Below are 14,933 nucleotides of genomic sequence, written 5' to 3' on the forward strand. Positions count from 1 at the left end.
CTGTTGCAGGCGCGCAGTATCGCATAAGTAGGCGCTTTGTTCGCCTGCTCTTTATCTAAAGGCGCAAACTCTTTCAATGAATCTGCTCAAATCGTTGGCCGCCGTCAGCTCTATCACGATGATCTCCCGGGTTTTGGGGTTTGTGCGTGACACCCTGCTGGCGCGCATTTTTGGCGCCAGCATGGCCACGGATGCCTTCTTTATTGCATTTAAATTGCCCAACCTGCTGCGGCGGATTTTCGCTGAAGGCGCTTTTTCCCAGGCCTTCGTGCCGATCCTGGCCGAATACAAAGCCCAGCAAGGCGAGGAGGCGACCCGCACCTTTATTGCCTACGTCTCGGGCCTGCTGACCCTGGTGCTGATGCTGGTGACCATCGCTGGCATGCTCGCCGCGCCCTGGGTGATCTGGGCCACGGCGCCGGGTTTTGCCAACACACCGGAAAAATTCGCGCTGACCACTGACCTGCTGCGAGTGACCTTTCCTTATATATTGCTGATTTCCCTGTCGTCCCTCGCCGGGGCGATCCTCAATACCTGGAACCGTTTCTCGGTGCCCGCCTTCGTGCCGACCCTGCTTAACGTCAGCATGATTATCTTCGCGTTGTTCCTCACGCCGTACTTTGACCCGCCAGTGATGGCCTTGGGTTGGGCGGTGCTGGCTGGTGGCCTGGCGCAGTTGCTCTACCAACTGCCGCACCTGAAAAAGATCGGCATGCTGGTATTGCCGCGCCTGAACCTCAAGGACACCGGCGTATGGCGTGTGATGCGTAACATGCTGCCAGCGATTCTTGGCGTCTCCGTCAGCCAGATTTCCCTGATCATCAACACCGCCTTTGCCTCGTTGCTGGTCTCCGGCTCAGTGTCGTGGATGTATTACGCCGATCGCCTGATGGAGCTGCCGTCCGGCGTGCTCGGCGTGGCGCTGGGCACAATTTTGCTGCCAACCCTGGCGCGCACCTACGCCAGCAAAGACCGCCAGGAGTATTCGCGCATCCTCGATTGGGGCCTGCGCCTGTGCTTTGTGCTGGTGCTGCCCTGTTCCCTGGCCCTCGGCATTCTGGCCGAGCCGCTGACAGTCTCCTTGTTCCAGTACGGCCAGTTCGATGCGCATGACGCCTTGATGACGCAGCACGCGTTGGTCGCCTACTCGGTGGGGCTGCTCGGCATTATTGTTATCAAAGTGCTGGCGCCGGGTTTTTACGCGCAGCAAAACATTCGCACGCCGGTGAAAATTGCGATCTTCACCCTGATCGTCACGCAGCTGCTCAACCTGGTGTTTATCGGCCCGCTGGCCCACGCTGGCCTGGCCCTGGCCATTAGTGCAGGCGCGTGCATCAATGCGGGTTTGCTGTTTTATCAACTGCGCAAGCAGCAGATGTTTCAGCCGCAGCCCGGCTGGGGGATGTTTGCGCTCAAGCTGGTGGTGGCGGTGGCGGCGATGTCGGCCGTGTTGCTGGGCCTGATGCACTTTATGCCTGCCTGGGATGAAGGCCATATGCTGGAGCGTTTTATGCGCCTTGGCGTGCTCGTGGTCGCCGGGGTGGTGGTGTACTTCGGGATGTTGCTGCTGCAAGGCTTTCGCCTGCGGGATTTCAATCGCAAGTCGTTGGGCTAGAGACTTTGCCGCGATAAAACGGTTGTTTTATCGATTCGAACCATTTGGCCTGCGCTGTTGCATGTCGTCCGGGGCCGGGTGTGGTTATAATCGACCACTTTATGAGCAAGAAGCGCGTTATGCAGCTGGTTCGAGGTCTCCACAACCTGCGCCCCGAGCATCGGGGCTGCGTCGCCACTATTGGCAACTTTGACGGTGTTCACCGTGGCCACCAGGCTATCCTGGCCCGGCTGCGCGAACGTGCGGTCGAGTTGGGCGTGCCCAGCTGCGTGGTGATTTTTGAACCACAGCCGCGGGAATACTTCACCCCCGAAACGGCGCCGGCACGCCTGGCCCGCTTGCGGGACAAGTTGCAACTGCTGGCGGAAGAAGGTGTGGACCGCGTCCTCTGCCTGGCCTTCAACCAGCGTTTGCAAAGCCTGAGCGCCGCCGAGTTCGTCGACCGCATCCTGGTCGATGGCCTGGGCGTGCAGCACCTTGAGGTCGGCGACGACTTCCGTTTTGGCTGCGACCGCGTAGGCGATTTCGATTTCCTGCAAAAAGCCGGCGTCAGCCAGGGTTTTACCGTCGAAGCCGCGCAAACCGTCGAACTGGACGGCCTGCGCGTGAGCAGTACCCAGGTGCGTAACGCCCTGGCCGCTGCCGACTTCGCCTTGGCCGAGCGTTTGCTCGGTCGCCCGTTCCGCATTGCCGGGCGGGTATTGCACGGTCAGAAGCTGGCGCGCCAACTGGGCACGCCAACCGCCAACGTGCAACTCAAGCGCCGTCGCGTGCCGCTGACCGGGGTTTACCTGGTCAGCGTCGACATCGACGGCCAACCGTGGCCGGGAGTCGCCAACATAGGCGTCAGGCCCACGGTTGCAGGTGATGGCAAGGCCCACCTGGAAGTTCACCTTTTGGATTTTGCCGGTGATTTATACGACCGGCGTTTGACGGTGGTTTTCCACCAAAAGCTGCGTGAAGAGCAGCGTTTCGCCTCCCTTGAGGCGTTGAAAACGGCGATCAATGCGGATGTCGCCGCCGCCCGTGCACTAGCCGCACCTAGCGCCCATCGCTAACCGAAGAGCCTTAAATGACCGACTATAAAGCCACGCTAAACCTTCCGGACACCGCCTTCCCAATGAAGGCCGGCCTGCCACAGCGCGAACCGCAGATCCTGCAGCGCTGGGACAGTATTGGCCTGTACGGAAAGTTGCGCGAAATTGGCAAGGATCGTCCGAAGTTCGTCCTGCACGACGGCCCTCCTTATGCCAACGGCACGATTCACATCGGTCATGCGCTGAACAAAATTCTCAAGGACATGATCCTGCGCTCCAAAACCCTGTCGGGTTTTGACGCACCTTATGTTCCGGGCTGGGACTGCCACGGCCTGCCGATCGAGCACAAAGTCGAAGTGACCTACGGCAAGAACCTGGGCGCGGATAAAACCCGCGAACTGTGCCGTGCCTACGCCACCGAGCAAATCGAAGGGCAGAAGTCCGAATTCATCCGCCTGGGCGTGCTGGGCGAATGGGACAACCCGTACAAGACCATGAACTTCAAAAACGAGGCCGGTGAAATCCGTGCCTTGGCCGAAATCGTCAAGGGCGGTTTCGTGTTCAAGGGCCTCAAGCCTGTGAACTGGTGCTTTGACTGCGGTTCGGCCCTGGCCGAGGCGGAAGTCGAGTACGAAGACAAAAAGTCCTCGACCATCGACGTCGCCTTCCCGATTGCCGACGAGGCCAAGCTGGCCCAGGCTTTCGGCCTGGCAAGCCTGAGCAAGCCGGCTGCCATCGTGATCTGGACCACCACCCCGTGGACCATCCCGGCCAATCAGGCGCTGAACGTGCATCCGGAATTCACCTATGCCCTGGTAGACGTCGGTGACCGCCTGCTCGTGCTGGCCGAAGAAATGGTTGAAGCCTGCCTGGCCCGTTACGAGCTGCAAGGCTCGGTGATCGCCACGACTACCGGCTCGACGCTGGAACTGATCAACTTCTGTCACCCGTTCTACGACCGTCTGTCGCCGGTGTACCTGGCTGAGTATGTTGAGCTGGGTTCGGGTACCGGCGTGGTTCACTGCTCGCCTGCCTACGGCGTGGACGACTTCGTGATCTGCAAGAAGTACGGCCTGGTCAACGACGACATCATCAACCCGGTACAAAGCAACGGCGTGTATGTGCCGTCGCTGGAGTTCTTCGGCGGCCAGTTCATCTTCAAGGCCGACCCGCTGATCATCGAAAAGCTGCGTGAAGTCGGTGCGCTGATGCAAACCGCCACCATTCAGCACAGCTACATGCACTGCTGGCGTCACAAAACCCCGCTGATCTACCGCGCCACTGCGCAGTGGTTTATCGGTATGGACAAAGAGCCGACCAGCGGCGACACCCTGCGTAATCGCGCAATCAAGGCTATCGAAGAAACCAGGTTCGTTCCGGCCTGGGGCCAGGCGCGCCTGCACTCGATGATCGCCAACCGCCCGGACTGGTGCATCTCGCGCCAGCGCAACTGGGGCGTGCCGATCCCGTTTTTCCTGAACAAGGAAAGCGGCGAGCTGCACCCACGCACCGTTGAGCTGATGGAAATCGTTGCCCAGCGCGTTGAGCAGGAAGGTATCGAAGCCTGGTTCAAGCTGGACGCCGCCGAACTGCTGGGCGACGAAGCCCCGCAGTACGACAAGATCAGCGACACCCTCGACGTGTGGTTCGACTCCGGCACCACGCATTGGCATGTCCTGCGCGGCTCGCACCCGATGGGTCACGAAACCGGCCCGCGTGCCGACCTGTACCTGGAAGGTTCCGACCAACACCGTGGCTGGTTCCACTCGTCGTTGCTGACGGGCTGTGCCATCGACAACCACGCGCCGTACCGCGAATTGCTGACCCACGGCTTCACCGTCGACGAGACGGGCCGCAAGATGTCCAAATCGCTGAAAAACGTGATCGAGCCGAAAAAGATCAACGATACCCTGGGCGCCGACATCATGCGTCTGTGGGTCGCTTCCACCGATTACTCGGGTGAAATCGCCGTCTCGGACCAGATCCTGGCCCGTAGCGCCGATGCCTACCGCCGTATCCGCAATACCGCACGCTTCCTGCTGTCGAACCTGACCGGTTTCAACCCGGCCACCGACATCCTGCCGGCCGAGGAAATGCTCGCCCTGGACCGTTGGGCCGTGGACCGTACTCTATTGTTGCAGCGCGAGTTGCAGGAGAGCTACGGCGAATACCGCTTCTGGAACGTGTACTCCAAGATCCACAACTTCTGCGTGCAGGAACTGGGCGGTTTCTACCTCGACATCATCAAGGATCGCCAGTACACCACCGGCGCCAACAGCAAGGCGCGCCGTTCGGCGCAGACCGCGCTGTACCACATCTCTGAAGCGCTGGTTCGCTGGATCGCACCGATCCTGGCCTTCACTGCCGACGAGTTGTGGGAATACCTGCCGGGCGAGCGCAACGAATCCGTGATGCTCAACACCTGGTACGAAGGCCTGACCGAACTGCCGGCCGACTTCGAACTGGGCCGCGAGTACTGGGAAGGCGTGATGGCCGTCAAGGTTGCGGTGAACAAGGAGCTGGAAGTTCAGCGCGCGGCCAAGGCCGTCGGTGGCAACCTGCAAGCCGAAGTCACCCTGTTTGCCGAGGACGGCCTGACCGCCGACCTGGCCAAGCTGAGCAACGAACTGCGCTTCGTGTTGATCACCTCCACCGCGAGCCTGGCACCGTTTGCCCAGGCCCCGGCGGATGCCGTGGCCACTGAAGTACCGGGCCTCAAGCTCAAAGTGGTCAAGTCGGCCTTCGCCAAGTGCGCCCGTTGCTGGCACTGCCGTGAAGACGTCGGCGTGAACCCTGAGCACCCGGAAATCTGCGGTCGTTGCGTCGACAACATCAGCGGTGCTGGCGAGGTTCGCCACTATGCCTAATGCAGCCGGTCGTTTTGGACGTCTGGGCTGGCTCGTATTGAGCGTGCTGGTGCTGATCATCGATCAGCTCAGCAAGGCTCATTTCGAGGGCGCCTTGCAGATGTACCAGCAGATTGTGGTCATTCCAGACTATTTCAGCTGGACCCTGGCCTATAACACCGGCGCTGCTTTCAGCTTCCTCGCTGATGGCGGCGGCTGGCAGCGCTGGCTGTTCGCCCTGATCGCCGTGGTGGTCAGTGCGGTGCTGGTGGTCTGGCTCAAGCGCCTGGGCCGCGATGACACCTGGCTCGCCATCGCCCTGGCACTGGTGCTGGGCGGCGCGCTGGGCAACCTTTACGACCGCATTGCCCTGGGCCATGTGATCGACTTCATTCTGGTGCATTGGCAGAACCGCTGGTATTTCCCGGCGTTCAACTTTGCCGACAGCGCCATCACCGTCGGTGCGATCATGCTGGCGTTGGACATGTTCAAAAGCAAGAAAACCGGAGAGACCGTCAATGACTGATCAGGTATTGGCTGAGCAACGCATCGGCCAGAACACGGAAGTCACTTTGCATTTCGCACTGCGCCTGGAGAATGGCGACACGGTCGACAGCACCTTCGACAAAGCCCCGGCGACCTTCAAGGTCGGTGACGGCAACTTGCTGCCGGGTTTTGAAGCGGCCCTGTTCGGTTTCAAGGCCGGCGACAAGCGCACCCTGCAAATCCTGCCGGAAAACGCTTTTGGCCAGCCCAACCCGCAAAACGTGCAGATCATCCCGCGCTCGCAATTTCAGGACATGGAACTGTCGGAAGGCTTGCTGGTGATCTTCAACGATGCGGCGAATACTGAATTGCCGGGTGTGGTGAAAACCTTCGATGACGCGCAAGTGACCATCGACTTCAACCACCCGCTGGCCGGTAAAACCTTGACCTTTGATGTTGAAATATTCAACGTTAAAGCGATCTGACTGACAGAGCCGGCTCCCGTGGGCGCTGGCTTCTGTGGGAGCTGGCTTGCCTGCGATGCAGACGACGCGGTGCAACAAGTACACCGCGGCGATGCAATCGCAGGCAAGCCAGCTCCCACAAAAGCTGGTTCCTGCAAGGGTTGTGTAGATCCAACATCTTGCCCTGCAAGACACGAGGCACCGCATGCAAATCAAACTCGCCAACCCCCGTGGCTTCTGCGCCGGCGTGGACCGTGCGATCGAAATCGTCAACCGCGCCCTGGAAGTCTTCGGGCCGCCGATTTACGTGCGTCATGAAGTCGTCCACAACAAATTCGTGGTCGAAGACTTGCGCGCCCGCGGCGCCATCTTTGTCGAAGAGCTCGACCAGGTGCCAGACGACGTAATCGTCATCTTCAGTGCCCACGGTGTTTCCCAAGCCGTGCGCACTGAAGCCGCTGGCCGTGGCCTGAAAGTATTCGACGCCACCTGCCCGCTGGTGACCAAGGTGCACATCGAAGTTGCGCGCTACAGCCGCGACGGCCGTGAATGCATCCTCATCGGCCACGCCGGTCACCCGGAAGTCGAAGGCACCATGGGCCAGTACGACGCCAGCAATGGCGGCGCCATCTACCTGGTGGAAGACGAAAAAGACGTCGCCAACCTGCAGGTGCAAAACCCTGAACGCCTGGCCTTCGTGACCCAGACCACCTTGTCGATGGACGACACCAGCCGCGTCATCGATGCCCTGCGCACACGCTTCCCGGCCATTGGCGGGCCGCGCAAGGACGACATCTGCTACGCCACGCAAAACCGTCAGGATGCGGTCAAGCAACTGGCCAACGAGTGCGACGTGGTATTAGTCGTCGGCAGCCCAAACAGCTCCAACTCCAACCGCCTGCGCGAGCTGGCTGAACGCATGGCCACACCGGCCTACCTGATCGACGGCGCCGAAGACATGCAGCGCAGCTGGTTCGACGGCGTCGAGCGTATCGGTATTACCGCAGGTGCCTCGGCCCCGGAAGTGCTGGTGCGTGGTGTGATTCAGCAATTGCAGGCCTGGGGTGCCACGGGCGCCGATGAATTGGCCGGCCGTGAGGAGAACATCACGTTCTCCATGCCTAAGGAACTGCGGGTTCGCTCTCTGCTTTGATCCCTCAAGGCCCTGCATCAGCCTCGGCATAAAGCCTGTTCGGTTTTATCACTGCGCAGGCTGATGCGCCCGCTGGGGGCCAACACCACTTGATACAGGCTTTGTGCCTGCTCCGTGTCGCAGACGTGCACGGTGCCGGCGCGAAAGCCTCCTCCTGCAAACACCGGCTCACCCAACCCGCTGAAACGCACCTGGGTCTTGACCGGCCCGTTGCCCGCAATCGCCACTTGCCCGCCGTCCTGGCGCTCCTGCAGCACCGGGTTGTCGTCGTCCAGCGGGCCGCGTCCGCTGGCGTCCACGATCACTCGCCACCCTCGGCTCCAATCCTCTTCCAGAGCATGAATAATCACGGTGCGATTGCGTGTGATGGCTTCGGTACGCGCGAATCGCAGGCCGTCCGCCAGGGCGTGTGCGGTGCTGCTTCGCTGCTGCGATTCCAGCAGCCCCTTGAAACCGGGGACCGCCATTTGCGTCAGGATGCCGCTCAGCAGCAGGCCGACCAGCAATTCGATCAGGGTAAAACCTCGTTGCGTCATGTGTCGTCCCTCCGTGGACGTGGTGCATGTTTTGACTGGCAGGCTTAGGTATAGCCGTCGGTGTGCAGCGTCGGATGATGGCCTTTAAGTCCAAAGTATTTCCCTTTGTTCCGGCAGCAGCGCCGGCTGGAATCCGACGCTAGTCTTGGGGCGCACAGCAGGTTTCTGCTGTTTTTTCTCCGGCCTTCGACATGGACGACGACGGTAATGCCTGCATCCCCAAACACACGTTTCCCCTGCACCCTGTCTCACCCGCAGTCAGGCATGACCCTGATCGAAGTGCTGGTGTCGGTGCTGATTCTCGCGGTCGGCCTGCTGGGGGCTGCGGTCATCCAGCTTAATGCGCTCAAGTACACCGACAGCGCCAGAATGATCAGCCAGGCCAGTTTCATTGCCTACGACATGCTTGATCGGGTTCGCGCCAATTCCGGCGCCGATTACTCATGGAGCCAAACCGCGCGGGCTCCGCGCAGTACCTCTGGCGCCAGTGTGCGAGACGTGGACCTGCACGACTTTGAAGCCAATATCGTCGGGTTCGCCGGGGAGGGCGCCAAAGGCTCCGTGGTGGTCAGTGGCAGTGAGGTGACCGTCAGCATCGATTGGGATAACGCCAGGGCGACGAATGCTCCCGGTGCGCGGGAAACATTCACCCTCACCAGCCTCATTGCCAGCGAGCCGAGGGTGGCGCAATGAAGGGGTTCAGCCTGCTGGAGCTACTGCTGGCGCTGGCCATTGGGTTGGTGGTGATACTCGGGGCCAGTCAGGTCGCAATCAGTGCTCGAACCACCCAGGCCAGCCAACAAGCCGCCATGTTGCTTCAGGATGATGCGCGGTTCGTTTTGGGCAAGATGATTCGGGATATTCGGCAGGCGGGCATGTTCGGTTGCCTGCCTGTGGCTTATGTCGAGAATGCGCCGGCGGCGTTTGATCGGCCGGTCGGCTGGAGTGCATCGGCCAGCGCCAAGTCACTCACAGTGGTCACCGCCGATGTCGGCGAGGAGGGTGGCACGCCTGACTGGACGGTGCTGTCCGATTGCCGTAGTACCGCCCGAGCTTTCGCGGGTAGTTCGCCGCCGGTGCCCGGCCAGATCCGATTTGCGATACGTCAACTCACTTACACCTACGAGGCGGGCCAGTTGAAGGTCAGCACGCCTGCCGCGCCGGCCAAGGCAGTGCTGGTGGATAACGTACAGGCATTCGACGTCAGCTTCGGCATGGCCGCCAGTGCAGGTTCGATGGGTGTTTTGCGCTATGACGCCAACCCGGCCGACGAATCGCTGATACGCAGCGTGCGCATCCAAATGACGCTGCGCGACCCGACGGGTCGGGTAAAGGATCAGGCCTACAGCGTCGTGGCGGCGCTGCGTAACCGGTTGGGGTAGGGGGATCATGATGCGCTCTAGCGCCATTTCTCTGCGCCAGACCGGCATGGTTTTGTTGGTCAGTCTGGTATTTCTGCTGATGCTGTCGTTGATCGCCCTGGCATCGATGCAAGGGGCTGTGGCCCAGCAAAAGATGTCCGGCAGTGTCTGGCATCGTAATCAATCATTTCAAACTGCCGAAAGCGGCTTGACGCTGGGGGAGTCGATTGTCCGGAAAACGGCGGGCACATTGCCGCCGTGCCAATCGATCAGCACGTGCGCGCCGCCGCAGGAAGCGTATTCGGTAGTGAGTGGCGGGGCAAATGCTGCGTCGGCGGTCACTTGGGTGAGCGTGAAGGGGGGCGTATATGGCCTCCAATCGCTGGGGCGGGTTGATTTGCCGACTGCAGCGCCTGCGGCGTTATACCGCGTGACGGCGGTAGGGCTCAATGGTCAGGCGCGCACGGTGCTGGAAACCGTTTATGCACGGATGGACGAGGGCGATGGTGTGCGATTTCGTCGAATTTTATGGCGGCAACTTCAATAAGGAACGTATCAATGGGCAAGGATTGCCGAGGTTTTACCTTGATCGAGTTACTGATCGCTGTGGCGATCATCGCGTTGCTGGCCGGGATCGCTTACCCCGGCTACACACGGCACGTGAACAAGGCCTACCGCGCAGAGATCGTTGCGCTGCTCACCGAGCAAGCGCAGCACCTGGAACGCTTTTACACGCGCAATGCGACTTTTATTGATGCAAGCGGCGTCAGTGAGGGCAATGATCGCTATAGAATCAGCGCTGCATTGGACGCTCAGGCATTCAGCCTGGTGGCCGCGCCAATCGTCGGCTCAGTGATGGCGGACGACCCTTGCGGCGAATTCAGCCTGACCAGCCTCGGTGTCCGAAGTAATCCCGGTGCGTCACCTGAAATGTCGCTCAAGGCATGTTGGGGTCGGTGATGAGCGTGCTGAATGAATGGGCGCCGGGCGCGCTTATCCCTTTTTATCGGCTGGAACAAATGATGGCTAAGCAACAGCGAGTGGTGATTGTCGGCGGCGGCGTAATCGGTTTGTTGACTGCGTTCAACCTCGCCACCCAAGGGCAGGCAGTCGTGCTGCTGGAGCGCTCCGGGCTTGGGCAGGAGTCCTCATGGGCGGGCGGCGGGATTGTGTCGCCGCTGTATCCGTGGCGCTACAGCCCGGCGGTCACTGCGCTGGCCCATTGGTCACAGGATTTTTATCCACAGCTGGCGGAGCGTTTGTTCGCCGCCACCGGCATTGATCCCGAAGTGCATACCACGGGCCTTTACTGGCTGGACCTGGATGATGAAGCCGAGGCGCTGGCCTGGGCTGCCCGCGAAGGGCGGCCATTGAGCGCCGTCGATGTGTCGGCCGCCCATGATGCGGTGCCGGTGCTGGGCGGCGGTTATTCCCGGGCGATCTACATGGCGGACGTGGCCAATGTGCGCAACCCGCGCCTGGTCAAATCCCTCAAGGCGGCGCTGTTGGCGCTTCCCGGTGTGACCCTTCACGAACAGTGCGAAGTGCGCAGCTTTGTTATTGAGGGCCAAACCGTGGTGGGCGTAAACACGGCCAGCGGGCAGGTGCTTGGCGATAGGGTTGTATTGGCAGCAGGCGCCTGGAGTGGGGAGTTGCTCGCCAAGCTGGGCCTGGCGCTGCCGGTCGAACCGGTCAAGGGTCAGATGATTTTGTACAAATGCGCGTCGGATTTCCTGTCGAGCATGGTCCTGGCCAAAGGGCGCTATGCGATCCCACGGCGTGACGGGCACATTCTGATTGGCAGTACGCTGGAGCACGAGGGGTTTGACAAGTCGCCCACCGAATCCGCGCTGGAGAGCCTCAAGGCGTCGGCGGTGGAGTTGATTCCCGCGTTGGCAAACGCCGAGGTAGTGGGGCATTGGGCCGGGTTGCGCCCCGGTTCGCCGGAAGGTATTCCTTACATCGGCGAAGTCCCGGGCTTCAAGGGGCTATGGCTCAACTGCGGGCATTACCGCAACGGCCTGGTGCTTGCACCGGCATCCTGCCAGTTGTTTGCCGATTTGTTGCTGGGGCGTGCGCCGATAATCGACCCGGCGCCCTATGCGCCCGAAGGTCGGATCAACGCCCAATAGACTTCGGCCCTTGCTCAAGGTGCGCCTGCGTGCAGTACCACTCCTGGCCGGAACTCAGTGCGCGGTCTTGCGGCAGGTGCACGCCGCAGTGGGCGCAGCGCACCATCATCGCGGCATCGTGCTCGCCGGAACGCCGCTGTTTAGCGGCCGGGCTTTTGAATTTGCGCCAGAACCAAACCGCGGCAGCAATGACGGCAATCCAGAACAGTAGACGAACCATGATGGGAGGTTTCTCGACAAGGAATGCGCCAGTTTAGCCAAGGACATGGCAGGCGCACAGCGCAATAATGCCCGCCCACAAAAAAGGGAGCCCTGAGGGCTCCCTTTTTTCAGTGCTTCGACAGATCAGTCGAAAATGCCGAAGGTCATGTAGCTGAACCACGAGCGGTCTTCGTTGTTGCCGAGGGCCTGTGGCGCTTCTTCTTCGATCACGTCGCCATTGGCATCATGCGGCTTGAGCTCCGAAGGAATGGCTTCCTTGGCGTCCTGGTACTGCTTCATCACGTCCTGGTTGGCGCGGGTTTCGCCCGGCGGCAGCGGTGGACGGGTTGAGATCAGGCCCAGGGTGTACTTGCTCAGCCACGAACGGTTGTCCGCATCGCCCGCTTTAGGCACGAACTGGCCGTCTTGCAGGCTTGGATGGTCCGGGTAGTTGAGCTTCAGGGTTTCCAGGCTGGTAGCCGCCAGGTCGTCCAGGTGCAGGCGCTGGTAAGCCTCGGTCATCACTGCCAGGCCGTCACCCACGGACGGGGTTTCCTGGAAGTTTTCCACCACGTAACGGCCACGGTTGGCGGCAGCGACATAGGCCTGACGGGTCAGGTAGTAGTCGGCCACGTGAATCTCGTAGGACGCCAGCAGGTTGCGCAGGTAGATCATGCGCTGCTTGGCGTCCGGCGCGTAGCGGCTGTTCGGGTAGCGGCTGGTCAGCTGGGCGAACTCGTTGTAGGAGTCGCGGGCAGCGCCAGGGTCACGCTTGGTCATGTCCAGCGGCAGGAAGCGCGCCAGCAGGCCAACGTCCTGGTCGAACGAGGTCAGGCCCTTCATGTAGTAGGCGTAGTCGACGTTCGGGTGCTGCGGGTGCAGGCGGATAAAACGTTCGGCAGCAGACTTGGCGGCTTCCGGCTCGGCGTTCTTGTAGTTGGCGTAGATCAACTCAAGTTGGGCCTGGTCGGCGTAGCGCCCGAACGGATAACGCGACTCCAGGGCCTTCAGCTTCGCTGTGGCACTGGTGTAGCTATTATTGTCCAAGTCTTTCTGAGCCAGTTGATACAACTCGACTTCGCTCAGGTTTTCGTCGACGACTTCCTTTGTTGACGAGCAAGCAGCAGTCATGGCGAGGATGGCGATCAGCAGCAGGTGTTTCACTTGCATGGCGGCTTGCGTCCCTATGACGGCCGCTGTCTTGGGCGGGGCCGTCCTGTTATGATGAGCGCCCCGTTGAAAGCCTCGGGGCAAAAGACGCCGTATTTAACCACAAGCGCGCAGCCGAAACCAAAGGCTGTGCCACGCCTAGTCTGAGCATGTCCGATAAAATTGAACTTCGCGCAGAGGTGCCGTCCGAATTGGGCGGCCAACGCCTCGATCAAGTCGCCGCACAATTATTCGCTGAGCACTCGCGCTCGCGCCTTTCCGCCTGGATCAAAGACGGCCGCCTGACTGTGGATGGAGCGGTTATCCGCCCGCGAGACATAGTCCATGGCGGTGCGATTCTTGAGCTGACTGCCGAGCAGGAAGCCCAGGGAGAATGGGTCGCCCAGGACATCGAGCTGGATATCGTCTATGAAGACGACGACATCCTGGTCATCAACAAACCCGCAGGCCTGGTGGTTCACCCGGCAGCCGGGCACGCTGATGGCACCTTGCTCAATGCCCTGCTGCACCACGTGCCGGACATCATCAATGTCCCGCGCTGCGGCATCGTGCACCGCCTGGACAAGGACACCACCGGTCTGATGGTGGTGGCCAAGACCATCCAGGCCCAGACGCAGTTGGTCACACAACTGCAGAGCCGCAGCGTCAGCCGCATCTACGAGTGCATCGTGATCGGCGTCGTCGTGGCGGGTGGCAAGATCAACGCCCCGATCGGTCGCCACGGCCAGCAGCGCCAGCGTATGGCGGTGATGGAAGGCGGCAAGCAGGCCGTCAGCCACTACCGTGTGCTGGAGCGTTTTCGCTCCCACACCCATGTGCGGGTCAAACTGGAAACCGGCCGCACGCACCAGATTCGCGTGCACATGGCGCACATTAACTTCCCGTTGGTCGGAGATCCGGCCTACGGTGGCCGCTTCCGCATTCCACCTGCGGCCAGTGTGACCATGGTTGAATCGCTGAAATCCTTCCCGCGCCAGGCACTGCATGCACGTTTCCTGGAGCTGGATCATCCGACGAGCGGTAAGCGGATGAGCTGGGAATCGCCTCTTCCAGACGATTTGGTCTGGTTGTTGTCGCTGCTCAAGCAGGATCGTGAGGCGTTTATTGGATGAGTGACTGGCTGATTCCTGACTGGCCCGCGCCGTCGGGAGTCAAAGCCTGCGTTACCACCCGTTCGGGCGGCGTCAGTCTGGCGCCGTTCGACAGCCTCAATCTGGGCGATCATGTTGAGGATGACCTTGAGTCTGTCCTCGACAATCGTCGTCGTCTCAGCGCTGCCTTTGATATTCAGCCCTCCTGGTTACGCCAGGTTCACGGGGTCACCGTGGTCGAGGCTGATCCGTCGCGCACTGTCGAAGCTGATGGCAGTTGGTCCAGCACCCCTGGAATCGCCTGCACATCGATGACCGCCGATTGCCTGCCCGCGTTGTTCTGCAACCGTGCTGGCACACGTGTGGCGGCTGCGCATGCCGGTTGGCGTGGTCTCGCAGCGGGCGTGCTTGAGGCAACCTTCGACAGTCTGGATGCCGAACCTGCTGACGTGATGGTCTGGCTGGGCCCGGCAATCGGCCCGCAAGCCTTTGAAGTCGGCCCGGAAGTGCGTGAGGCCTTCATGCAGCAACTGCCAGTGACTGCCGAAGCCTTCGTTGCCAGCGGCAATCCCGGCAAGTACATGGCCGATATCTATCAGCTCGCGCGCCTGCGCCTGGCTGCACAAGGTGTTACGGCTGTTTACGGTGGTGGTTTCTGCACCGTGTCCGACCCGCGCTTCTTTTCTTACCGCCGCAGCCCTCGCACCGGTCGCTTCGCCTCCCTTATCTGGCTTGAACGCTAGACTCTCCTGACCTGCGTCAACCATCGACAGCTTGAATCTTGCAGAATCGACCACATCTATAGGGGTATCTGGCAGGTTTCTTCATTCAGGATGTATTT

The 14,933-nt window shown here is 60.9% G+C and carries 16 protein-coding genes; 13 read left to right on the forward strand and 3 right to left on the reverse strand.

The window, feature by feature from the left end:
* Positions 1-76 precede the first annotated feature (76 nt).
* The 6 genes from murJ (at position 77) to ispH (ending at position 7,601) form a co-directional block, all read left to right on the forward strand.
* Complete coding sequence (gene murJ / locus ACP7A2_RS17690; protein ID WP_426135263.1) at positions 77-1,615, forward strand: murein biosynthesis integral membrane protein MurJ; 1,539 nt, start codon at positions 77-79, stop codon at positions 1,613-1,615.
* A 119-nt stretch (positions 1,616-1,734) separates the two neighbouring features.
* Positions 1,735-2,673 (forward strand): bifunctional riboflavin kinase/FAD synthetase, encoded by a 939-nt coding sequence (ribF, locus tag ACP7A2_RS17695; RefSeq protein WP_375066135.1) that lies wholly within the window; start codon positions 1,735-1,737, stop codon positions 2,671-2,673.
* Positions 2,674-2,687: 14 nt separating this feature from the next.
* On the forward strand, positions 2,688-5,519 hold the full coding sequence (ileS, locus tag ACP7A2_RS17700) for an isoleucine--tRNA ligase (RefSeq protein WP_426135264.1): 2,832 nt from the start codon (positions 2,688-2,690) through the stop codon (positions 5,517-5,519).
* On the forward strand, positions 5,512-6,024 hold the full coding sequence (lspA, locus tag ACP7A2_RS17705; protein WP_078740649.1) for a signal peptidase II: 513 nt from the start codon (positions 5,512-5,514) through the stop codon (positions 6,022-6,024). Before ileS ends, lspA begins: the two co-directional genes overlap by 8 nt.
* Positions 6,025-6,031: 7 nt before the next feature.
* The gene (gene fkpB, locus ACP7A2_RS17710; RefSeq protein WP_426135315.1) at positions 6,032-6,469 is read left to right on the forward strand and encodes an FKBP-type peptidyl-prolyl cis-trans isomerase; all 438 of its coding nucleotides are present in this window, start codon (positions 6,032-6,034) and stop codon (positions 6,467-6,469) included.
* A 184-nt stretch (positions 6,470-6,653) separates the two neighbouring features.
* The gene (ispH, locus tag ACP7A2_RS17715; RefSeq protein WP_375066140.1) at positions 6,654-7,601 is read left to right on the forward strand and encodes a 4-hydroxy-3-methylbut-2-enyl diphosphate reductase; all 948 of its coding nucleotides are present in this window, start codon (positions 6,654-6,656) and stop codon (positions 7,599-7,601) included.
* Positions 7,602-7,618: 17 nt separating this feature from the next.
* Here the strand turns inward: ispH and ACP7A2_RS17720 are convergent, their stop codons facing one another.
* Positions 7,619-8,137 carry a GspH/FimT family pseudopilin gene (locus tag ACP7A2_RS17720; protein ID WP_426135265.1) on the reverse strand — a complete coding sequence of 173 codons (519 nt, stop codon included), beginning with the start codon at positions 8,135-8,137 and terminating at the stop codon, positions 7,619-7,621.
* 207 nt (positions 8,138-8,344) lie between these two features.
* On the opposite strand from ACP7A2_RS17720, the gene pilV reads away from it, so the two are divergent.
* The 5 genes from pilV (at position 8,345) to thiO (ending at position 11,630) form a co-directional block, all read left to right on the forward strand.
* Positions 8,345-8,830 carry a type IV pilus modification protein PilV gene (gene pilV / locus ACP7A2_RS17725; RefSeq protein ID WP_426135266.1) on the forward strand — a complete coding sequence of 162 codons (486 nt, stop codon included), beginning with the start codon at positions 8,345-8,347 and terminating at the stop codon, positions 8,828-8,830.
* Positions 8,827-9,519, forward strand: a complete 693-nt coding sequence (locus ACP7A2_RS17730; protein WP_426135267.1) for a PilW family protein — start codon at positions 8,827-8,829, stop codon at positions 9,517-9,519. Before pilV ends, ACP7A2_RS17730 begins: the two co-directional genes overlap by 4 nt.
* A 7-nt stretch (positions 9,520-9,526) precedes the next feature.
* Complete coding sequence (locus ACP7A2_RS17735) at positions 9,527-10,045, forward strand: pilus assembly PilX family protein (RefSeq protein WP_426135268.1); 519 nt, start codon at positions 9,527-9,529, stop codon at positions 10,043-10,045.
* Between the two features lie 11 nt (positions 10,046-10,056).
* Complete coding sequence (locus ACP7A2_RS17740; protein ID WP_426135269.1) at positions 10,057-10,458, forward strand: type IV pilin protein; 402 nt, start codon at positions 10,057-10,059, stop codon at positions 10,456-10,458.
* Between the two features lie 62 nt (positions 10,459-10,520).
* A complete protein-coding gene (gene thiO / locus ACP7A2_RS17745; RefSeq protein WP_426135270.1) occupies positions 10,521-11,630 on the forward strand; it encodes a glycine oxidase ThiO in 1,110 nt (369 codons plus the stop codon).
* Here thiO and ACP7A2_RS17750 read toward each other — a convergent pair.
* On the reverse strand, positions 11,617-11,850 hold the full coding sequence (locus tag ACP7A2_RS17750; RefSeq protein WP_426135271.1) for a PP0621 family protein: 234 nt from the start codon (positions 11,848-11,850) through the stop codon (positions 11,617-11,619). The genes thiO and ACP7A2_RS17750 overlap by 14 nt on opposite strands.
* Before the next feature lie 125 nt (positions 11,851-11,975).
* A complete protein-coding gene (locus ACP7A2_RS17755) occupies positions 11,976-13,001 on the reverse strand; it encodes an outer membrane protein assembly factor BamD (RefSeq protein ID WP_426135272.1) in 1,026 nt (341 codons plus the stop codon).
* A gap of 149 nt (positions 13,002-13,150) precedes the next feature.
* Here ACP7A2_RS17755 and rluD point away from each other — a divergent pair, with 149 nt between their 5' ends.
* Positions 13,151-14,113: a 23S rRNA pseudouridine(1911/1915/1917) synthase RluD gene (gene rluD / locus ACP7A2_RS17760; RefSeq protein ID WP_053254302.1), complete on the forward strand. Its 963-nt coding sequence runs from the start codon at positions 13,151-13,153 to the stop codon at positions 14,111-14,113.
* Positions 14,110-14,835 carry a peptidoglycan editing factor PgeF gene (gene pgeF / locus ACP7A2_RS17765; RefSeq protein ID WP_426135273.1) on the forward strand — a complete coding sequence of 242 codons (726 nt, stop codon included), beginning with the start codon at positions 14,110-14,112 and terminating at the stop codon, positions 14,833-14,835. The genes rluD and pgeF overlap by 4 nt, the downstream gene beginning before the upstream one ends.
* Positions 14,836-14,933 lie beyond the last annotated feature (98 nt).

This window comes from Pseudomonas sp. PWP3-1b2, from assembly GCF_049896045.1.
GTDB classification, from domain to species: Bacteria; Pseudomonadota; Gammaproteobacteria; order Pseudomonadales; family Pseudomonadaceae; genus Aquipseudomonas; species Aquipseudomonas antarctica_B.